Origin of the sequence: Mycobacterium sp. AMU20-3851, from assembly GCF_043974665.1 — a bacterium.
Lineage (GTDB): Bacteria > Actinomycetota > Actinomycetes > Mycobacteriales > Mycobacteriaceae > Mycobacterium.
Window position 1 is genome coordinate 5,550,749 of record NZ_CP146371.1, and the last position, 21,146, is coordinate 5,571,894.

19 protein-coding genes and 1 pseudogene are annotated in these 21,146 nt (G+C 65.3%); 9 read left to right on the plus strand and 11 right to left on the minus strand.

Annotated elements, in window-relative coordinates; genetic code table 11:
* Positions 1–30: 30 nt before the first annotated feature.
* On the minus strand, positions 31–1,002 hold the full coding sequence (locus V4U86_RS26665; RefSeq protein ID WP_395308844.1) for a heavy-metal-associated domain-containing protein: 972 nt from the start codon (positions 1,000–1,002) through the stop codon (positions 31–33).
* Positions 999–1,211: a heavy-metal-associated domain-containing protein gene (locus tag V4U86_RS26670; protein ID WP_395308845.1), complete on the minus strand. Its 213-nt coding sequence runs from the start codon at positions 1,209–1,211 to the stop codon at positions 999–1,001. The genes V4U86_RS26665 and V4U86_RS26670 overlap by 4 nt, the downstream gene beginning before the upstream one ends.
* Before the next feature lie 231 nt (positions 1,212–1,442).
* Between V4U86_RS26670 and V4U86_RS26675 the strand changes: the two genes are divergently transcribed.
* From V4U86_RS26675 to ripB, 3 genes are all read left to right on the plus strand, one after another.
* On the plus strand, positions 1,443–2,258 hold the full coding sequence (locus V4U86_RS26675; RefSeq protein ID WP_395308846.1) for an alpha/beta fold hydrolase: 816 nt from the start codon (positions 1,443–1,445) through the stop codon (positions 2,256–2,258).
* Positions 2,259–2,717: 459 nt separating this feature from the next.
* Positions 2,718–3,905, plus strand: a complete 1,188-nt coding sequence (locus V4U86_RS26680) for a L,D-transpeptidase (protein WP_395308847.1) — start codon at positions 2,718–2,720, stop codon at positions 3,903–3,905.
* A 416-nt stretch (positions 3,906–4,321) separates the two neighbouring features.
* On the plus strand, positions 4,322–5,011 hold the full coding sequence (gene ripB / locus V4U86_RS26685; RefSeq protein WP_395312227.1) for an NlpC/P60 family peptidoglycan endopeptidase RipB: 690 nt from the start codon (positions 4,322–4,324) through the stop codon (positions 5,009–5,011).
* Between the two features lie 19 nt (positions 5,012–5,030).
* Here ripB and V4U86_RS26690 read toward each other — a convergent pair whose 3' ends face one another.
* The 4 genes from V4U86_RS26690 to V4U86_RS26705 form a co-directional block, all read right to left on the minus strand.
* Positions 5,031–6,290: an MFS transporter gene (locus V4U86_RS26690; protein ID WP_395308848.1), complete on the minus strand. Its 1,260-nt coding sequence runs from the start codon at positions 6,288–6,290 to the stop codon at positions 5,031–5,033.
* Positions 6,290–7,402 (minus strand): PLP-dependent cysteine synthase family protein, encoded by a 1,113-nt coding sequence (locus tag V4U86_RS26695; RefSeq protein WP_395308849.1) that lies wholly within the window; start codon positions 7,400–7,402, stop codon positions 6,290–6,292. Before V4U86_RS26695 ends, V4U86_RS26690 begins: the two co-directional genes overlap by 1 nt.
* Positions 7,403–7,851: 449 nt before the next feature.
* Positions 7,852–9,066, minus strand: a complete 1,215-nt coding sequence (locus V4U86_RS26700) for an IS110 family transposase (RefSeq protein WP_395307615.1) — start codon at positions 9,064–9,066, stop codon at positions 7,852–7,854.
* A gap of 135 nt (positions 9,067–9,201) precedes the next feature.
* Positions 9,202–9,576: a hypothetical protein gene (locus V4U86_RS26705; RefSeq protein WP_395308850.1), complete on the minus strand. Its 375-nt coding sequence runs from the start codon at positions 9,574–9,576 to the stop codon at positions 9,202–9,204.
* A gap of 484 nt (positions 9,577–10,060) precedes the next feature.
* On the opposite strand from V4U86_RS26705, the gene V4U86_RS26710 reads away from it, so the two are divergent.
* Positions 10,061–10,813: a response regulator gene (locus V4U86_RS26710; RefSeq protein ID WP_395308851.1), complete on the plus strand. Its 753-nt coding sequence runs from the start codon at positions 10,061–10,063 to the stop codon at positions 10,811–10,813.
* Positions 10,810–11,973: a sensor histidine kinase gene (locus V4U86_RS26715; protein ID WP_395308852.1), complete on the plus strand. Its 1,164-nt coding sequence runs from the start codon at positions 10,810–10,812 to the stop codon at positions 11,971–11,973. Before V4U86_RS26710 ends, V4U86_RS26715 begins: the two co-directional genes overlap by 4 nt.
* A gap of 18 nt (positions 11,974–11,991) precedes the next feature.
* Here V4U86_RS26715 and V4U86_RS26720 read toward each other — a convergent pair whose 3' ends face one another.
* From V4U86_RS26720 to V4U86_RS26730, 3 genes are all read right to left on the minus strand, one after another.
* Entirely contained in the window at positions 11,992–12,675 is a 684-nt protein-coding gene (locus tag V4U86_RS26720; RefSeq protein WP_395308853.1) for a DUF305 domain-containing protein, read from the minus strand.
* A gap of 705 nt (positions 12,676–13,380) precedes the next feature.
* Positions 13,381–14,628, minus strand: a complete 1,248-nt coding sequence (locus V4U86_RS26725; protein ID WP_395308854.1) for a zinc-dependent alcohol dehydrogenase — start codon at positions 14,626–14,628, stop codon at positions 13,381–13,383.
* A 181-nt stretch (positions 14,629–14,809) separates the two neighbouring features.
* Positions 14,810–15,052, minus strand: coding sequence for a F0F1 ATP synthase subunit C (locus V4U86_RS26730; RefSeq protein ID WP_395308855.1), 243 nt, complete (start codon positions 15,050–15,052; stop codon positions 14,810–14,812).
* A gap of 258 nt (positions 15,053–15,310) precedes the next feature.
* Here V4U86_RS26730 and V4U86_RS26735 point away from each other — a divergent pair.
* A pseudogene (locus V4U86_RS26735) lies at positions 15,311–15,519 on the plus strand (alpha/beta fold hydrolase); the annotation flags it as partial.
* 23 nt (positions 15,520–15,542) lie between these two features.
* Here V4U86_RS26735 and V4U86_RS26740 read toward each other — a convergent pair.
* Entirely contained in the window at positions 15,543–16,163 is a 621-nt protein-coding gene (locus tag V4U86_RS26740; RefSeq protein WP_395308856.1) for an NAD(P)H-dependent oxidoreductase, read from the minus strand.
* 84 nt (positions 16,164–16,247) lie between these two features.
* On the opposite strand from V4U86_RS26740, the gene V4U86_RS26745 reads away from it, so the two are divergent.
* Positions 16,248–16,835, plus strand: coding sequence for a TetR/AcrR family transcriptional regulator (locus tag V4U86_RS26745; protein ID WP_395308857.1), 588 nt, complete (start codon positions 16,248–16,250; stop codon positions 16,833–16,835).
* A gap of 498 nt (positions 16,836–17,333) precedes the next feature.
* Complete coding sequence (locus tag V4U86_RS26750; RefSeq protein ID WP_395308858.1) at positions 17,334–18,080, plus strand: SDR family oxidoreductase; 747 nt, start codon at positions 17,334–17,336, stop codon at positions 18,078–18,080.
* 8 nt (positions 18,081–18,088) lie between these two features.
* Here the strand turns inward: V4U86_RS26750 and V4U86_RS26755 are convergent, their stop codons facing one another.
* Positions 18,089–18,577 carry a MarR family winged helix-turn-helix transcriptional regulator gene (locus tag V4U86_RS26755; protein ID WP_395308859.1) on the minus strand — a complete coding sequence of 163 codons (489 nt, stop codon included), beginning with the start codon at positions 18,575–18,577 and terminating at the stop codon, positions 18,089–18,091.
* Positions 18,578–19,239: 662 nt separating this feature from the next.
* Here V4U86_RS26755 and V4U86_RS26760 point away from each other — a divergent pair.
* The gene (locus V4U86_RS26760) at positions 19,240–21,144 is read left to right on the plus strand and encodes a flavin-containing monooxygenase (RefSeq protein WP_395308860.1); all 1,905 of its coding nucleotides are present in this window, start codon (positions 19,240–19,242) and stop codon (positions 21,142–21,144) included.
* The last annotated feature ends 2 nt before the right edge of the window (positions 21,145–21,146 follow it).

Here is a 21,146-nt window from a genome sequence, read left to right on the forward strand (position 1 = left end):
GTGCTCCTTTTTCGGTGGTCGGCGGCGCGGTCAGTGCCCGGTGTGGCCGGCGTGGCCCGGACCCGGTGCCGGTGAGGGTGCAGTGGTGCTGTTGACGGGCCCGCTGCGGGCGGCGTCGACGACGAACGTCGCCGTGTGCACGGTGTCTCGCACCTGGAAGTCGAGGTAGAGCAGGTAGCGCCCGGCGGTCGGTGCTGTGGCGGCGAACGGCACCGTCGGCCCGCCGCTATCCCCCGGTGTCGGCTCGGCACCTTCGGGGTGCACGTGTAGGTAGGCCAGGTCGCCGTCGCGCAACGCGACGAGGTGCCCGAAGGCCCCCAGGTAGGGCTCCAGCGTGGTCACGGGTTGGCCGTCGCGGGTGATGCGTGCGGTGAGCTGTGTTGACGTCCCAGCGGCCAGGGTTCCCTGCAGCTGCACGGTGTATCCGTCTACCTGATCAACGGTGCGGGGGGCACGCGCGGGTGACGGGGTGAACGTGCCGGCCACCTCGACAGCGCGGGTGAGCGTGGTTTGCTTGCCGCCTGCGGGGGTGAAGTCGGTGAAGACCCGGTAGGTGCCGGCGGCGTTCCAGGTCCACGGGATCGACCACACGCCGCTGCGCGGGTCAAGGCTCGGGTGCACGTGGGCGAAATGGTTTCCATCGGTTCGCACGACGATGAGGTGTAACTGTTTGTCGTGCACGGTGTCGTAGTCCCGTAGCGGCTGTCCCGCCGGGTTCAGGATGGAGAAGCTGAGAAGGCCGGTGGCGTCGGTGCGCGCGGGCGCGCGTACCGGGGACAACTCGTATCCGTCGTCGGCCAGTGACAGGCCTGCGGGAGCACCTGCCATCGGTGCTGCCGGTGCGTATTGCGTGATGTCGTTGGACCCGAGGGGGTTTGGCGGTGCGTCGGTGTCCTGTTGGGGAGCGGGAGCGGGAGCGAGTGCCGCCGCGGTGGTGTAGGCAGCACCGAACGCTACGGCCAGTCCCACCCCGAAGGCGGCCAGTCGGCCCGCGGCGTTCACCGGACCCGCACCGCCGTATAACCGGCCTCGGCGACGGCGGCCTGCACCTGCGCATCGTCGACAGATCCGTCCGAGGTCACGGTCAGGGCGCCGGTCTTGGCGCTGACCTCGACATCGGACACACCGGCCAGGCCGCCGACCTCCTCACGTACAGATGCTTCGCAATGCCCGCAGGACATGCCCGTTACGGTGTAGGTCGTCGTGCTCATACGCGCTCCACTCCTCCTCGGTGGTCAATACCCCTACCGGGTATGCACATATCGAATGTATACCCCGAGGGGGTATCCTGCAAGCATGCAGTTCAGCGGCGGTCAGCCTGATCCTCAGCCGCCGCGGGGCGAAACGCGAGCCGCTGATCGCCGACGCGGCACATTCCGCCCCGCGGGGCGCCGGTCCGATTCCGTCCGCACTGCGCGGTGGGGCACCCGATGGTGACGACGATGATCGAGGTCACCGTTGACGCGTGGCCCCTCCGGGTCGCTGTGGGTGGTGAGGGCGAGCTGGTCATCCTGCTGCACGGCGGCGGTCCCGATCACCACAGCATGCGCCCGCTGGCGCAACGGCTCGCCGGTCGCTATCTCGTGGCGTTACCCGACATTCGTGGCTACGGCGCATCGATCTGCCGCGATCCTGCATTGCACCGCTGGGACCGCTATGTGGCCGACGTCATCGCCGTCATGGCCGCCCTGGATGCGACGTCGGCGCACCTGATCGGCGCGGGCCTGGGCGGCACGATCGCATTGCGCACCAGCCTGGCCCATCCGGCCAAGGTCCGCTCGGCGGTGATCATCAGCGCCGAAGCCATCGAGGACGACGGCGCCAAAGCAGCAGAGACCGCACTGATGGACCGTTTCGCCGCATGCGTTCGGACACACGGATTGCAGGCCGGGTGGGACCTGTTCATTCCGCACCTGCAACCCTTGATCGCCCATCTCGTCACCGAAGCCATACCGCGTGCCGATCCGCAGAGCGCAGCTGCGGCCGCGGCGATCGGTCACGATCGTGCCTTCCGCGACGCCTGCGAACTGGCCGACATCTCGACTCCGACACTGATCATCGCCGGTGATGATGCCCGCCACCCGCTCGATACGGCCCGCGCCGTTGCCGACGCGCTCCCCTACGGCGTCCTCGCTGAGGTCACCATGTCAGAGTCGCTGCTCACCGCGCAGGACCTGGCCGAAGCGTTCGCGCCGGCGATTGAACAGTTTTTGACGGCGTTGCCCGGCGCCGATCGGCACGGCCGTGCGGGCCGCTAACCACCCGCGTGCCGCAGGGTGATGCTTCGGTTATCCGCAGCAGGACTTCGCGTTTCGTGCCTTCGCCGGCGGCGCGCTGCCTGTAAGTGAGCGTGCCGCGCACACGGCTACGCATGTCAGGATCGAGCGCAGGACTGGACTGACAGCAATGCGGCGCGCGCGGTGTCGGGTCGTCGCTTTCATCGGTGGGTCCTCCCATCAGTTACCCCCGCAGGGTATAGCCCCTACCCCGCCAGCACACCACCCGACACGTGCCCGGCTATCCCTGGGAGGCAATGACGTCGGGCGCTTCATGAAATCTTCATAGAAGGGCTAGCAAAGGCTTATGCCCAGCGCTCACACTGGCAGACACGTTCAGGGCTGAGCTACGCACACTGCACACCTATTGGCGTTGCACGAGAACATCATCGAAAGAGCGCACATGCCGTCACTGCCCGACCGATTCCTCCCCAGCACACCGTGACGACGTGGTGGCGCGCGGTCGCTGTGGCTGCCGTGTCGGCGCTGGCATTCACCGCATGCACATCCGCGCCGCAACCCGCACCGCGCCCCGCGGCGGCGATCGCGAAAGCCAGCCCCTACGCCGATCTGCTCGTCCCGGACCTTCGGGCGTCAGTGACTGACGGCGCGACCGGCGTGAGCGTCGGATCACCGGTCACGGTCGAGGCCGGCAACGGTGTGCTCGGCGAGGTGGCGCTCACCAACGAGGCGGGTCAACGTGTCGATGGACGACTCAGCCGCGATGGCGTGACCTGGTCCACCGCCGAGGCGCTGGGCTACAACAAGCAGTACACGCTGCGCGCCGAGGCGCTGGGCCTGACCGGCGCGACGACGACCACCGCCACGTTCCATACGCATTCGCCCGACAACCTCACCATGCCCTATGTGCTGCCCAACAACGGCGACACCGTGGGCGTGGGCCAGCCCGTCGCCATCCGCTTCGACGAAGACATCGTCAACCGCGCGGCAGCCCAGAGCGCCATCACCGTCACCGCTACCCCACCGGTCGAGGGCGCGTTCTACTGGCTCAACAACCGCGAAGTCCGTTGGCGCCCAGCACAATACTGGCGTCCGGGCACGACGGTCGAAGTGAACGTGAACACCTATGGCGTCGACTTCGGTGACGGACTGTTCGGCCAGGACGATGCGAGCACGCGATTCAGGATTGGTGATGAAGTCATCGCCACCGCCGACGATGCGACCAAGACCCTGACCGTGCGCCGCAACGGCGAGATCATCAAAACCATGCCGATGTCGATGGGCAAGGCGTCCACACCCACCGACAACGGCACCTACATCATCGGTGACCGCTACTCATTCCTGGTCATGGACTCGTCCACCTACGGCGTCCCGGTCAACTCCCCCGATGGCTACCGCACCGAAGTCGAATGGGCGACGCAAATGTCCTACAGCGGTATCTATGTGCACTCCGCGCCGTGGTCGGTGGGTAGCCAGGGCAACACCAACGTCAGCCACGGATGCCTGAATGTCAATCCGGCCAACGCCCGCTGGTTCTACGACAACACCCGTCGAGGCGACATCGTTGAAGTCATCAACACCAGCGGACCGATATTGTCGGGCACCGATGGACTCGGCGACTGGAACATCGACTGGGACACATGGGAAAAAGGTAACGCCGACGTCTGAGAGATCATCACCACTCCCCCCATCGCTAACCGCCTGACCGCAACATCGCGCATCGGGCCTCGCACACCAACACTGCGTGTGGGGCGGTCACCGCACGCGCACGTCGTGATATGCGATTGCCGCAGGGCTGACACGATGCGTGTCCACATTCTGACATCGGCCCTGCCACAACAAATTCCATCCTGGTAATTCAGTGACAGATGTTTCTCATGTGACGAATGTGAGTTACCGTATCTACGTATCAAGTACGTATGTTGTTGTCACACTGATTATCCCGAGCAGTCGGACATGATCTGAGGGCACATCATCCGCAGCGGCGCGAAGGAGACGATGTGACCCACGAGGATCGATGTGCAGGCGTGAACGGGGTGGGCACCGCCCAGCAGCGCCAGCGGTTTCGCGCGCCCCGTGCCAGCCTGCGTTACGCCGTGGCCATCTGCGCGGCTGCGGCGTCCCTGCTCCTTCTATCCGCACCCACCGCAACCGCCGAACATGCTGGCGGACACTGGGATCCGAGCCTGCCACAGGTCGCCAGCGCGGGCGCCCCCGGCGACCCGATTGCCATCGCCAATGCGACGCTGCAGGCCAGCGCAGCCGCCACCCAGACCGCATTGACCATGGGGCGTCGCTTCCTCAGCAGCTTGGGCATCCTCGCCCCGACAGCAAGTCCAGCCACCAGCATCCGCGGCAACAGGCTCTACGGCGCCCAGGCCATCGAGCACGTCATCCGCCGGGCCGGCACCCAACTCGGCGTGCCGTACTCCTGGGGCGGCGGCACGCTGGAGGGCCCCAGCCGCGGCATCAACCAGGGCGCAGGAACGGTGGGCTTTGACTGCTCCGGGCTGATCCGCTACGCGTTCGCCGGCGTGGGGATCGTACTGCCCCGCTACTCCGGTGATCAGTACGACGCGGGACGCAAAGTCGCCCCGTCGGAAGCCAAACGGGGCGACCTGCTGTTCTGGGGACCCGGGGGCAGCCAACACGAAGCGATCTACCTCGGCGGGGGCCGGATGCTCGAAGCGCAGCAGACCGATGTGCCCATCAAGGTCTCCCCGGTCCGAACCTCCGGCATGACCCCCTACGTCGTACGCGTCATCGAGAGCTGACCTGCGCTCGACGCCGACCTCATTGAGTACCCGCCCTGCCGACAGCCGGCGCGGGATCGAGGCAGCCACGGCGATCCAGCCGGAACAGTCCGTACGCGCAAAGCGCGCCGATCACACTGAGCAGCAGCCACACCAGTTCGGGTCGACCCAAAGCATTCATTGTCTGTAGCAGCCATCCGGTGGTGAGATTGCCGGCCAGGATGCCCACCCCGACGATCGTGTTGTAGAAACCGTAATGCGTCCCGACGAGGCGCCCGTCGGCCAGCGACACCACCGTGTCCATTTCGAATGGAAACACCGCAGCCGACCCCACCGCCAGCACACCGGTCGCCACCAGCAGCGCCGCCACCGCCGCCACCGGGCCGGCCCGCCCGGCCTCGGGCAGCACCACCAACGGCAAAAACGCGGCCGCCACGATCAGCATGCCGATTGTCAGGGACCGCCCCGAACCCCACCGACGGGAAAACCAGCGGGTGATGCGCATCTGCCCGCCGATCGCAACAACTGCGGACACCACGAAGATCATGGCGGTGACCACCGAATCGTGGCCGGGCACGAGATCTCGGGCGTGCAGCGGCAGAGCGAGATAGACCTGGAACGACAGCACATAGGAGCCGATCATGGCCACGGCGAACAGCAGGAAGGACCGGTTGGACGCCACCACACGCCAGTCCTGAAACACCGAGGTCTTTTCGAGTGGCGCGGGGGCGATCCGTTGCGGCAACGCGAACAGCTGGGCCACGGTCAGGCCCGCGAACACGATCGCTGCCGCGGCGGCGGTCATCCGGAAGTCCACGAACATCAGCGCCAGACCAAATAACGGGCCCGCCAGAATTCCGCCCTGGTAGAAGACGTTGAACAGTGCGAACGCCTCGACCCGCCGCTCTCCGGCATCAGCGGCCACATAAGCGCGCACTGCGGGATTGAACAGTGCGCCGGCGAAACCTGTTGCCGCCGAAGCGATCAACATCATCGGCAGTGATTCGGCGACGACGAGCATTCCAAAACCCACTGTGCGCAACACGCAGCCACCGACGATGAGCGGCTTATATCCCAGTCGATCAGCCAGTGTGCCGCCGATGAGGAACATGCCCTGCTGGGAGAAGTTGCGCACCCCCAGCACCAATCCGACCGCCCACGCTGCCAGACCCAATGGGCCCGCCAGGTACCCGGCCAGATAGGGCATCAGCATGTAGAAGCCCAGGTTGATCCCGAATTGGTTGACCATGAGCAGTCGGCTCGGCCAGCCGAAACTACGGAACTGCGCGACCAAGCCCATCAGTGACTCACCTTCATGGGATCGATGACATGCGCACACCGGGTCCACGACGTCACCACCTGCGACAGCGGATCGTCGATGGTAGCCGGCTGCGGCGGCGGAACGGCACCGAGCAGACCGTGTGCTTGGCAGTACTGGTCGTTGTACACGGTGTCGAAGTATCGCTGGGGGCCGTCGGGGAAGACCGCGGCGACTGTCGCGCCGGCGGCTCCGGTACGGGCGGCCCAGCCGGCGACCAGCGCGACCGCGCCCACACTCCAGCCGCCGCTGGCGTAGTGTGTGGCGGCCAGCGTGCGGCACGCCCATACGGCTTCCTGCGGGGCGACCCAGTGCACTTCGTTGAAGGCGGCGTAATCGACGTTGCCGGGATAGATGCTCGATCCCAGGCCGCGCATCAGCCGGGTGCTGGCCGTTTGGCCGAAAATGGTCGAGCCCACGGTGTCGACGCCGATCAACACCATCCGCGGATTGAACTCGCGCAGCACGCGTGCCACGCCCGCCGAATGCCCGCCGGTTCCCACCGAGCACACCAGCACGTCCACCGGTCCCAGCTGCTGGTGCAGCTCGAGCGCCAACCCGCGGTAGGCCTCGACGTTGTGCGGATTGTTGTACTGGTCGGGATGCCAGGCGCCAGGATCAGAGGCCACAATCTGCGCCACGCGATCCTTGCGGGCCTGTTGCCATCCGCCCTCGGGGTGGGGCTCGGTGACCAACTCGACCTGGGCGCCGTACGCGGTGAGCATGTTCTGGATGATCGGCTCCAGCCCGGGGTCGGTGACCAGCGTGACCGCGTGACCGTAAACCGTGCCGGCCAGCGCCAGACCCAACCCGAGGGTGCCGCTGGTGGATTCGACGATCCGGGCGCCGGGGGCCAAAGAGCCGTCGGAGCGGGCGCGCGCGACCATGTGCAACGCGGGACGGTCTTTCATCCCACCCGGGTTAAAGCCTTCGAGTTTCGCCCAGAAACCCTGCTCGGCAGTCGTGAAGGGTTCGGTGATGCGCAGAACAGGAGTCTGGCCGACCATGGTGGCGGGCCGCTCATATCGGCCCAGGTCGGGCTTCTCGGGTAACGGGGCCGTGCGGGCAGAGTGGATGGACAGAACATGGTTCATCGAGGAATGTCGCTTCTGTGACGCCGCGACCGAGCGCGGCAGCTGATGACGGACAGCAGACACCGGTGGCCCCCAAAACACGAGGACAACACCTGGCGCTAACTGGCTGTAGGTCGTGTCAAGGCTTTGGATGGGCATGATGGAGCGGCATCCAGTTCGGGATGCGTTGAAGTGGCTGCTGTGATGTCGACGGTGTCTGGAGTAGGTCGGGTCCTGGCGCCCACGTTGACTTATACGACCTCTGAGCGGGTCATCTGGCGTCGTTCGGGCTCTCCGTGGAGGCGAAGGGCCGGGTGCCAAGTTAGCGGCGGCGTAACCCTTAAGGGGGCCCGCCATAACCGATGCGGCATCTGATCCGGCCCTTCGTCCCGCCTGTTCAGCGTGGCACTACCGACGAGGATTGTGAAGGGTGCAGGACAACGTTCCTTTCTCAGCAGGAGCGTGGATTGTCAGATCCAGCGGGTGGGGTCGTAGACAGCGTGGTCGCGGACCAGGGCGTGAGCGATGCGGTTGGCGCGATGTGCCAGCGCGCAGGCGATGACGCCACCGCGCTTGCCGCGGTTCTTAAGCCCGTCGGCGTAGGACTTGGCCGCGGGTTCGGTGAGCCACAATCCCATGCCGAGATCGATCAATGCTCGACGCAGCGCCACGCTGCCTTCGCGGCTGATTGAACCGTCTCGTCGCTTGTTCGCGGACTCGTACTGCATCGGAGATAGTCCCGACGCGCGATAGACCTGCTTGGACCCCGGCCATCGGGCCGGATTACCGAGGGCTGCTGCGTAATTGGAGGCGCGGACCACTCCCCAGCCCGGCACTGAGGTCAGCGTGCTGAATGGGCTCAGCGGCAAAAGCCGTGCCAGTTCAGTCTCGGCATCGTTGATCCGGGCATCCAAGTCGGCCAACAAAGCCACGTCAGTGGCCAGCACGCGCCGAGCCACCGCTGCGTCGCGAGTGGGCAACGCATCCTTGGCTGCAGTGACCAGACGCTCGGCGACAGGACGGCGTAACTGGACATCGCGGACCGCAGCGAAGCGGATTAACCGATTCACACCCAACGCCGTCAACCGGGCTGGATCGGTGAACTCAGCGACGACCAGTCGTCCGATCTTGGTGCCCAGCACATCCGGCAATGCCAACGTCAGCCCAGGAAACGCCCGATCAAGCTGACTGAGTAGCTGATTTTTGGTGGCCGAGCGGGTAGCGACCCGCCGTGACCGGTGCTGCGCCCACGCCGCCATCTCGCCGATGAGCATCTCGCGCTCGCCGATCACCTGGCCGCGACCGGCCAGCACCAACTCGGTGATCGCCTCCACGTCGATCTTGTCGGTCTTGAGTCGACGCCGGCCCATCACACGGCGCTGCTCGGCCACATGGGCGGGGTTGAGCTCCATAACTTTCCACGCCGGTGGCCACCGATAATCAGCCACCGGCCGGTGGTAGTGGCCCGCAGCCTCCACACCTACCGTGACCTGTGGGCGCGACGGCGCCAGCGCCAGCACGCGGTCGGTCACTGCCACCAGACCTGAGCGAGTCATCGCGAATTCAACCGGACCCATCAACTGATGACGGCCCTCGTCGGTGGCCGAAACCATCAACGAGGTCTTGCCGACATCGATAGCAACAACGATTGTGGACATCGTGGCTGGAGCACTTTGGACAGACACAACAACACCTCCGGGGCGTGTCAGGAGGAACCAGAGCGCGCCAACGCTCAGGCCCCTCGAAAGGAATCTTTGACAATCCCTTCCTGGCACCTCCGGAGGCGTTTGTGAAGGACTAACTCAATTCATATCAACCGATCAGCGGCGCGCGATGCAGAACTGAGCGAGGACGTCTCGCCCCGACAAGGTGTGCGATCTCGCCCGCGGAGGGCCCCGAGGCGCCGCTGTCACCCGGTGCCGCCACAACAACGGGACACCGACGAGAAACGCCACCAGGGCGAGCACCAGCAGCGTCATCGTTGCGCGCGGCAGCACTGCTTCGGCGAAGGTGTCCGGAGCGAGTGGGGCCCCGCCGCGGGACACATGCGGATGCTCAACGGCGACCAGCACCGATGCATCAGCACCGTGGGCGATCAGCGCGTGCGGTCCGTGTGGGTCCGGCGCAGACTGCATGCCCACCAGCGCGGATTCGGCCCCGACGATTGCGATCCAGAACGCGATCGCTGCGGCCACGACTGCTCGTCGTCGCCGCGCCGAAGTCGCGCTGGAAATATCCACGATGTTGCCAACCGTAACAGCGCAGCCATCAAAGGTGACGCGGCTCCGTAGTCGACACTGGGTTGTAACCTGCCCGCGATGTTGCGCCGAGTCGCCAACACCGCCCACTCCGGGTACCCCTCCCGTCATTGAAATCACCACACAACCAGACACTCTCGCCGTCGGCCGGGCCATGCCCCAGACAGGCTTCGCGCCATGAAATGTCGGGTTATTTACGGTTTCAGTCCGGAGATAACCCTGGGACCTCTAGGCGGCCCGCCCTGGCGGATCGTTTGCTGAAAATGCCGCGCTGCGCATCGCAACCTGACACGCCGCCCGTACCAGCTTGGCGAGAACACCCTCGGGGTTCGGTAAGTGTTGTGTGAAGATCCGCTCAAGATCGGCCTCATGGGCGCTTCGGATCAGCGCGAACCGTTCGCGAGCAGGCACCATAAAACGCATGGAGCACCCCGCAGCACCGTCTTCGGCGCCGGCCAAGGGCTATCGGGCACTCGTCGTCGACGACGAGGTGCCGCTGGCCGAAGTCGTCGCCAGCTACCTGGAACGTGAACAGTTCGAAGCCATCGTCGCCGACAACGGTATCGACGCCATCACCGTCGCGCGCGAGCTCGATCCCGACGTCGTCATCCTTGACCTCGGCTTACCAGGCATCGACGGCCTGGAGGTCTGCCGACAGCTGCGGACCTTCTCGGATGCCTACGTCGTAATGCTGACCGCCCGCGACGCCGAAATCGACACCGTCCTCGGTCTTACCGTCGGCGCCGACGACTACATCACCAAACCGTTCAGCCCACGCGAGCTCGTCGCCCGGATCCGGGCCATGCTGCGCCGCCCCCGCATCCTGCACACCGCACCTGCCGCGACCGGCACCGGGCATCAGCCCACACCGCCCAGACAGTTCGGGGCCCTGAGCATCAATGTCGACGCCCGCGAAGTGCGCCTCGACGACGACCCGATACTGCTCACCCGCACCGAGTTCGACATCCTGGAGGCCCTATCCGGTCGGCCCGGTGTGGTGCTCAGCCGCCGCCAACTCCTCGAAATAGTGCGCGACGGCCCGTGGGTCGGCAACGAACACCTTGTCGACGTCCACATCGGACACCTGCGACGCAAACTCGGCGACGACGCGGCCCAACCGCGCTACATCGCCACCGTGCGCGGCGTGGGTTACCGCATGGGCACCGGGCAATGAGCACACCCTCACCGGTGCCGGCGCGATCCCGCCGCCCGGGCATCGGCCTGCGGCTGCTGGCAGCCCAGGCAATCGTGGTCATCACCGGAGCGCTGACCACCACCGCCGTCGCCACCATCGTCGGACCACCCCTGTTTCGCGAACACCTTCACCAAGCCGGCGTGCCACCGAATTCCATGGAGGAAGTCCACGCCGAAGAGGCTTACGGGTACGCGACCGTCATATCGATCGGGGTCGCGGTAGCGGTCTCGGCGCTCGTTGCCCTCGCCGTCAGCTTCTACGTCAGCCGGCGCCTACAACGATCGGTCACCGAGGTCGCCCTGGCCGCCAAAGCCGTCGCCAAAGGGCACTACGACACCAGAGTGTCACCACCAAATCTTGGCGAGGACTTCGACGCGCTCGCCGTGGCCTTCAACCAAATGGCATCGCGACTGCAGACAGTCGACTCGACGCGTCAGCGCCTCTTCGGCGACCTCGCCCACGAAATCCGCACCCCCGTAGCCGTCCTGGAGGCCTACATCGAAGCCCTCGAAGACGGCGTGCGCACCCTGACCCCGGCCACCGCGGCCATGCTGCGCGATCAAACCCGGCGGCTCGTGCGCTTCTCCGAAGACGTCGCCGCGCTGGCCAAAGCCGAGGAGAGCTCATTCACGCTGTCGCCTAACATGATCGATGTCGGAAATGTCGCACGTCGCTGCATCGCCGCAGCCCAGGAACGCTACGACAACAAAGGTGTCGCCATCCGGCTCAACCAACCCCACGCGTTGCCGGCACTGTGGGGTGATGAGCAACGCCTGGCCCAAGTCCTCGGAAATCTCATCGACAACGCCCTGCTGCACACCCCCGCCGGAGGGACCGTCGAACTCACGTGCGCCCATCACGGTGAGCATGTCATTCTCACCGTGGCCGACGACGGCGAAGGGATCGCCGAAGAACATCTGCCGCGAATCTTTGACCGGTTCTATCGTGCCGACGCCGCCCGCGACCGCGGACATGGCGGCGCCGGCCTCGGCCTGGCCATCGCCAAGGCCCTCGTCGAAGCACACTCAGGCACGATCGCGGTGTCCAGCGCCGGGCCAGGACATGGCGCGACCTTTACCGTCGAACTACCCGTCGCATCGCGTAGCGATGTGCCTGTCGGGCAGGACGCCGACCGCTAGTGAAACGGACTGGACCGTCTACTTGTCCAACAGAGCACGCATCTCGTCGATTTCGGCCTGCTGAGACGTCACAATGCTGCGGGCCATGTCGACCGCCGCCGGGAACTGCCCGTTATCGATCTCCTGCTGGGCCATCGTGACCGCGCCCTCATGGTGCTCGATCATCTGCTCCAGGAACAAACTGCCGGCTTCGGCACCCTGAGCATTCTGCAGCGCAGCCATATCTTCTTCCGACATCATGCCGTGACCACTGCCGCCCATATCCGGCATGTCACCCATCCCCCCACCGGACATATCGTGGCCGGGCATGTTGTGCCCCGGCATATCGGAGTTACTCGTGCTCGGCGTAGACGACGCGCCCCACTGCTGCAACCAGCCCTGCATCTTCTCGATCTCAGGTGCCTGTGCAGCCTTGATCTCATTGGCCAGCGACACCACCGCGGGATCCACGCCTTGCTTGCTCAAAAGCATGTCGCTCATCTCCACTGCCTGCTCGTGGTGGGGAATCATTCCCTGCGCAAAGGCCACGTCCGCGTCGTTGTGCGTACCGGCGTCGGCTGAGGTGGTTACCGAACTGGATGCCGACGACGAGGCGGCAGCGGTGCTCGATTCGCTGGTCGTTGATCCACCCGAACAAGCACTTAGCACCAGGGTGGACGTCGCCAACGCCACCAACCCGTATCCAAATCGATTGTGCTGCATCAGCGCACACCCTTCCTAGACTAATTCGACTACACACAACACCAGGACGCCACTGGTGGGCGCCCACTACTCCAGCGTCAGACCCGCGAGTATGCGTCTCCTCCGGTTTTCGTGAAGATTTCATGAAGACACCCAGAGGCTAAGGGCGGCCCCACACAGCCTCCTCAACACATTGCTTTGCAATGCGGCTTGAGACACCGCCATTGACTTTCGCAATCGACTTCTCCCACTGACCGTCTCGGTGCATTGGCAGTGGCGACTACTACTAGACAGCGGCGGCGGTGTCGATCGTCAAACTGGATGGAGAACGGCGCAGCTCCTAAACCGCGTTTTTTCAAGATTGTTCCGGAGATGGCTGAGCGGTTTCGCATCAAGTGGCGGAAGTTGGAACGGTGCGGTGGGGTGCAGGATTGCGCAACGTGTCCCGCGTGGCCGCTATCGTCGGCTGGCCGGACTTCACCGGAGGCGTTGTCAGGCGTCTTCGGGTTCGGAGACTCGGGTGTGTTCACTGTCATGAGGAGTTCGTCGAAGACGCTCCGTAGGGGCAGGATCTCGCGCCAAGCTACGGCGTCATCGATGCGGTAGATGACGCGTAGCACCCTTTGACTGTTCGATCGCGGGCTCGGCGAGGACGTTGAGTTCGGCCGAGCCGAGACGAGTGACGCAGGTTCGGCACGGCGATCACAACCGTCACGCATCGCACTGTTACGCGATCAGGACGGTTTTGAGAGCGTCGCCGAAACAATGGTCGCGAAGCGCCTCGGGAGCGTCATCGATGGAAGCCACGTTGGTCGTCACTTGCTCGGGTACGAACTGCCCGCAAGTCATCAGGTCAAGGACCTCTGGGAGGACGGCGCGAACGTGGGCACGGCCTATGTGCAGCGTGACGTTTCGGACATAGCAGGCTGCCAACGGCACCGCGACCCGGCGGTGCAGCGACCACACACTTGAGCAGATCCCATCAGGCGCGGTGTGCTGCAACACGTTCCGCAGCCCATCTCTGCTTCCGGTCGCATCCACAGTGAGAGCAGCAACCGGCCACAGCTTCGGCTGTCGGGGGTCCCAGAACTGGAATCCCAGTGTCTCGGCCCGCTCGCGAAGCGCAGGCCACGTGTCGACCACGCTGACCCGCCGCGCCCCCAAAGCCCGGGCAATCAACGCCGTGAACAGCACCGCACTTGAGGTGAATGGGTGCCGACGCTCGATCCGCCCGACGATGAGCACCTCGGCATCGGGGTCGTCGGCGAGCAGGGCGGGCAGGTGCGGCGCCACCTGCCGGTAGCAGTCGCTGATGTTGTCGGCGGCACCCGCAGCCGCGGCCGGCGTCACTGCGTCGGGGATTTTCACCAGCATCGCGTCGGCGAACGGAACCGCCATGAAGTCGGCGATCGCCCCGCCCCAACAACCACCCGCAAGACCAAACCCGTACATCGACGTCGGAGGCACCGACAGACAGCTTCCGGTGTGGCCTCGCCGACATGGCAGGCAGTGCCCGCAGTTGATCTGGAACGGGACCACGACCCGGTCCCCCGGACGCACGGTGGCCACCTCCGTCCCAACCTCCACCACTTCGGCCGCGCATTCGTGTCCCAGATGCAGCGGTAGAGGAAAGACGGTGCGGCCCAACATCATGGCGCGATCGACGTCGCAGGTGGCCACGGCCAGCGGCCGCGCCACAGCGCCCCACGGGCCGGGCGATCCTGGTTTTGGCGCCGACCGCCAGCTCAAACCCCCGCCCGGTGAGGCGAGGAGACTGCGCATACGCTCCGAACGGTGCCTCCGCGCTGCACGTTGCGCCGCATTCGCCACGCGTAGCGGTAGATCACGCTCCAGCGGTAGCCGCGCAGCAGCCACGGCATCGGGCGTCAGCAAGCGCGCATAGTGTCCGATGGCGCTACGCGCTCGAACTCTGCCGCCGCGCTGACCATCCACCGTCGATGGTTCGTCGATCATGGACTCTCCTCATTCGTCGGCGTTTCGTCGGTAAACCGGCAGCCTTTGTCGAGCCAGAGGGTCGGTTCGGCCTCACCGCCGACAGATGCGGGTCTACCCGGACGCGCGAGTCGCGCGGACGTGCGTGATTACAGGAATGTCGCCCTGAGTCAGGCAACCACGCAGCGCCGCCCATGCGCTACTACTGGGGTGTGGCGAAAACAAACAGTGCCATGAAGGCGACGTTGATGAAGAACGTTGCTTCGACAAGTCCGACTGTGATCAAGAATGGGGTGAACAGGCGGCTCTGGGCCTCCGGCTGTCGAGCTACTCCCTCGATGAATTTCGATCCGGCAAGGCCGTCTCCGACCCCAGCGCCGATGGCGCCGCCAGCCAAAGTGATTGCGCCCGCTAGAAGAGCGCTCCCCATGAGTTCGTCAGTCATTTCGCACCTCCACATTGAGTTGCCTAACTACTATCGACTGTAGTACTACGTCCGTCCGTAGTAAAGGGTCTTACTAATGAGCAGATTCGAGGATCAACAGCCACCCGGCATCGCGGTTACTGCTCGCGGTCTCGATGACTACCGCCACATGTTCGCCCTCGACGACAGCACGGTTACCCAGTACGAGTTTCTTGACTGCGCCGCAGGCGCCTCGGTATTCGGTGCCGAACTACGTGGTCGCGGCGGTCAAGTCCGCAGCCGGTACTGGCGATCTGGGGGAGGACGACAACATCATCCCGGTCGACCACGCCTACTCCGCACTGGAAGTCCGGCCGGACTGCCGCCTCGAAATCCTGCCCGGTGTCGGGCATTTCGCTCAGGTCGAAGCGCCCACCGAGGTCGTCGACCTTATCGACGGCTTCGTCTCGACGACAGCGCCGGACGTTCCTCACCGCGGGCACGTCTGAGGCGCACTGAGCGCCTGCCGGCGTCAGGACGAACCCACTCCAGTCTTGCACAAACGCTGTTCATGCGCCGTCATCACATCCTTGGCGACCGCGGCAATGTTGTCCGCCAACGAGATCGGTGCACTGCCCTCGGTGTTGTAGATGACGTGTGACGATGCGACCGTGGTGCCGCAGTATTCGAAGATCCCGTGTTCGATGCCGGTGCGCATCGACTCGGTATAACCGTGACGGTCATAGGTCCCGGAGTCGACACCGGCCAGTGCCAGCAGGTGGATGTCCCGTCGCGCGAGCGCATCCGCGTGCACCTCGTCATCGCCGTAGGCCCATCCGTAACTGACCACCCGGTCGATCCAGCCCTTGAGCAATCCAGGCATGCCCCACCAATAAACCGGGTAGACAAGCACAACCGCGTCTGCGCGCTCCACCCGCTCCTGTTCGCGGCGCACGTCGGCGGCAACCGGGTTCTGCCCCCTCATCGCCGCCAGATCGGTGGCGGTGAAGCGCGGATCGAAACCCTCGCCGGCAATATCGGCCACCTCAGCGGTGTCACCATCACCCGTGCTGAGCTCGGCGGCCAGTGCGCGTGCCGCAGCAGCGGTCAGCGACTCGGGTTGTGGATGCGCGAAGAGAACGAGCGAATGCATGATGTCTCCCGGTAATGTCTGTAGAACTTACGATCAGTAACTTACTATTCGTAACTTAGCACGGGAGAGGAGTGCGGGCCACCCATGGCGGATGCGGTCAAAAAGCGCATGTCGAAAGACCGGCGGCATGCCCAGCTCCTCGATGTCGCCCAGGAGCTCATCCGGGCGGATGGCAGCGACGCGCTGACGCTGGCGCGGATCGCAGAACGCGCCGGGGTGGCCAAGCCGCTGGTCTACAACCACTTCGGCACGCGTGCCGCGGTACTGGCCGAGCTCTACCGTGCGTTCGATGATCGCCAGCACGCGGCACTGGATGCGGCGCTGTCCGCCGCACCCGGTGATCTTGTCGCGGTCGCTCAGACCATTGCCGACGCCTATATCGGGTGTGCGCGAAGTGAGGGCACCGAACTGCCCGGACTCGTTGCCGCCCTTGCGGGTTCGCCCGAACTGGACCGCATACGCCGCGAGGCTGACCAGTCGTTCGGTGGAAAGTGTCGCTCGGCGCTGCTGCCATTCGCTCGAAGCGGCGAGATTCCCGACGCGGCAATTCACGCGATGTTGGGGGCTGCCGATGCACTGGCGCGTGCCGTCATCGCCGGTGAGGTCTCCGCCGACTCGGCAAACGCGGCGCTGGCAACCGTCATCGCCGCGCTCGTCGAGCAGGCCGCCTGACCCCCCGGTCGGCACGCGCCCGGCTGGGTACCTCATCGCGGAACCGCGTTGCAGGCCTGTGCTCCGGCGCAGCTGCCTCGGCGCCCCGGCTCGCCCATCGAAGCACGTCCTCTGCCGGACTGGGTGCCCTCGTATGGGGCCACGGTTCGGTGCGTGATCCGGATGGCTGCAGGACGCCAGACCCCCGGGATGGCTCTCAGGCACCACCCAGGCGATCTGGATATCGTCGGCGTCGGGGAGAAGCCGGCGCCGGTAACCAGCGGAACCCCGGCTGCTTTTGGTTAGTCGCCACCGGCGACAAGGTGATCGGTTTTCCATAGGTCGGCTAGTCCCACGGCACCAGCGGACAAGCGCACGCTGGTAGCCGTAGGGGTGCGGCAATGGGTACAGGGTGGGAGTTGACGACCACAGTAGGTGACATGTCACGGAATAACGTGTCATGTCACCTAGTTGTCGGAGGTGAAACGCAACAAGCGTTTTCGACAACAGGAGGACGAGATGGCTCAGCTCGAAGGAAAAACAGCACTGATCACCGGCGGCACATCCGGCATCGGCTATGCGACGGCGCGCGCCTTCGCCGACGAGGGCGCCAAGGTGTTCATAACCGGGCGTACCCAACAGCGCGTCGACGCCGCCGCAGCGTCGCTGGGCTCCGGTGTCATCGGTGTTGCCAGCGATGTCACCAGCACCGAGGATCTGGACCGACTTGTCGGGGTGATCCGCGACGCCGGTGCCGGCCTTGACATCGTTTTCACCAACGCCGGCAGCGGCGAGTTCGCCACGCTGCAGGACGAGACACCCGAACACCTCATCGACACGTTCAACCGCAACGTGGGCGGCACGGTGTTCACCGTGCAGAAGACGCTGCCGCTACTCAATCCCGGTGCCTCGATCGTTCTGTCCGGGTCCACCGCGGCCACCAGGGGTACCCCGGCATTCGGTGCCTACGCCGCAGCGAAGGCTGCTATCCGGTCCTTCGGCCGTACCTGGGCCACCGAGTTGGGCGACCGTGGCTTCCGGGTCAACACGGTCATACCCGGTCCCATCCTGACCGAGGGACTCACCGAACTGGTGCCTGACAAAGACCAGCGGCAGGTGTTCTTCGACGGCCTGGCGACGAACCCGATGAAGCGGCTCGGTGATCCAGCCGAACTGGCCGCCGTGGTGGTGTTCCTCGGCTCCGAAGCGAGCAGCTTCATGACAGGTGCGGAGATCTTCGTCGACGGGGGCATGAACCAGGTTTAGCTGGTCTATCAGAGGTCGGGACGCGGCAAGGTGCCCTCGCGCAACAGACTCTCGTGTACAACGGCGAGGATGTCAGCGAGGGCATCCTCATGCTCGGGATCCAGATCGGCGAAGAACGCCCGGTGCACCCACTCTGCATGCACCGGGGCGGCGCCGGCGAGCCGGTCCCAGCCCTCGTCGGTCAGGACGACGACGGTGCCACGGCCGTCGGTGTCGCAGGTTGTGCGCTCGACCAGGCCGCGGCGTGCCATCCGCATCAGGTGGTGAGAAACCCGGCTGCGTTCCCACCCGATCACCGTCGCCAGCGCGGTCAGCTGCAGGCGGCGATCCGGTGCGCGGGAGAGCGTACTGAGCACCGTGTAGTCGTAGAGTGAAAGACCGCACTCGGTGCGCAGCTGACGGTTCACCTCATATTCGAGCCGGTGATAGACCCGCATGAAATTCAGCCAGGCCCGCTGCTGCCTCGGCGTGAGCGGGTACTCGCCGGAATCGGTCATCGCGCATCGTGGACATGCATGTCGCCTATCTAAGCAAAACTCAATCCCGATATGCGGTTTCAGTGACTATCCGTGTCGACGACCACCGGACGGGCTCGAAGCCGGCCAGCCCGGTGAGTCCGTCGTAGGTGCGAGCGGTTGACCCCGATCGAATTCGACGCATCCATGCCCACACCGGCCAGTCAAACCACGATCGACAACGTGCCGGATTGGCGACCCGGTGCGCCCGCCCAAGACGAGTTTGTTTGAAATTCGCTCCGAATTACCGGGATTCGAGTGGCCGCATGAACACTCTCACGTCGCGGCGACGTCAGTCACGTGCACGCGCTGAAGCGACTCTCGAGCCGACCACTCCACTTGTTCTGGTCCAGGTAGATGGCTAGCACGAGATCCAGTTTGGCCCGCTGGGGTGACAGGTTGACAGGTTGGACACAACGCCGCGTCGCCGCCGCTGCTATGCGGATCCTGCAGATTCTGTGTCGGGTGTTTGAGGGCGGTCCATCCCGCGCACATACACAGACTGGCTAGCAGGTCGGTCATCCGACTGGCGGCTCCGCCACATTCGGCCATTTCAAATGGCCATCCGGCACGCAGGATGGCCATCGACAGCAGACGAAACACCCCCTTGCCCCTTAACGCTACGCCCAGTAGCGTAACTATCCGTGACGCGGAGCTTCCACGCCGGACGGCCGTTCGACACCGCCGATGCCGACATCGCTGCCGCCCTGGAGCAGGTCAGCATCCCCACCCTGCTGCTGTCGCTGGTCCACATCACTGGCGATCCGCGCTTCATCCGGGACTTCAAGCAGGCCGGGATGTTCCTCAACGAGGTCCAGGGCTTCATGTCCGAGGAGGACAAGGCCCGGGCCCGCGCCGAGGCGCTGCCGGTGATCACCGCCTACCGCGACGCCGGGTGCCCCGTTCCCGAACCGCTGTCCCACGACCTGGTCCGGGAAATGCTCGACTGGGCGGCCTGCGAACACGTCGGTGACGACAACCTGCCGCTGGTACTGGAGGAACTCGACCTGGGCGGCATCGACCCGCGCCGGCCCCGCGCCATCCCCGACGCCGGGGACTTCCACGTCATCGTGATCGGCTGCGGTGAATCCGGGGTGCTGGCCGGCATCCGGCTCAAACAGGCCGGCATCGGTTTCACCATCCTGGAGAAGAATGCCGGACCCGGCGGAACCTGGTGGGAGAACAGCTATCCCGGGGCCCGGGTGGACATCGCCAACCACTTCTACTGCTACAGCTTCGAACCCAGCAACCACTGGGATCACTTCTTCGCCGAGCAGCCCGAACTGCGCAGGTACTTCGCCGATGTGGTCGACCGCCACGATCTCGGCCCGCACATCCGGTTCGGCACCGAGGTCCGCTCGCTGGCCTGGGATCAAGACGAGTCGGTCTGGCGGGTCGACACCGGAACCGACATCCTGACCGCGCACGCCGTCATCACCGCCGTCGGCCAGCTCAACCGCCCCCACCTCCCCGAGTTTCCCGGCGCGGACACCTTCACCGGCCCGGCCTTTCACTCCGCGGCCTGGGACCACGACGTCGACCTCACCGGCCAGCGGCTCGCCCTGATCGGTGCCGGCGCAAGCGGCTTTCAGATCGCACCGGCCATCGCCGACAAGGTGCACAGCCTCACGGTGTTCCAGCGCACCGCACAGTGGATGTTCCCCAATCCCATGTACCACGAGCCGGTCGCCGACGGCGTCCGCTGGGCCATGGAGCATCTCCCCTACTACGGGCGTTGGTACCGCTTCCTGCTGATGTGGCCCGGCGCCGACAAGGGCCTGGACGCAGCACTGGTCGACCCCGATTACGCCGACCAGGCCAACGCGGTGTCCGAGATCAACGCGATCGCGCGCATCATGTTCACCGACTGGATCACCACCCAGGTCGGCGACGACCCCGAGCTGCTGGCCAAGGTGCTCCCCGACTATCCGGCCACCGGCAAACGCACCCTGCAAGACAACGGCAGCTGGCTGGGCACCCTCAAACGCGACAACGTCGACCTGGTGCGCACCCCCATAGACCAGATCACCCCGACCGGCGTCGTCACCACCGACGGCACCGCCCACGACGTCGATATCATCGTGTATGCCACCGGGTTCCGGGCCACCGAGGTGCTGTTCCCCATGCGCATCACCGGCCGCGACGGACTCGACCTGCACCAGGTGTGGGGCAGCCGGCCCTATGCCTACCGCAGCATCACCGTCCCGGGCTTCCCCAACCTGTTCATGACCTACGGCCCGGGCGCGCACCTCGCCCACGGCGGCAGCCTGATCCTGAACTCCGAACTGCAGATGCGCTACATCGACCAGTGCCTGGAACGGTTGATCACCGGGAAACTGCGCAGCATCGAACCGCTGCCGGAACCGACCGCCGAATGGCACCGTCGATCCCAGGAAGGGATCCGCAAGACCGTCTGGGCCCACCCGTCGATCAAACACTCGTACTTCAAGAACGCCGACGGGGAGATCCACACCGTCAGCCCGTGGCGGTTGAGCGCCTACCACGCCGCCGTCCGCGAACCCGTCTGGTCGGACTTCCGAGAGGAATGAGC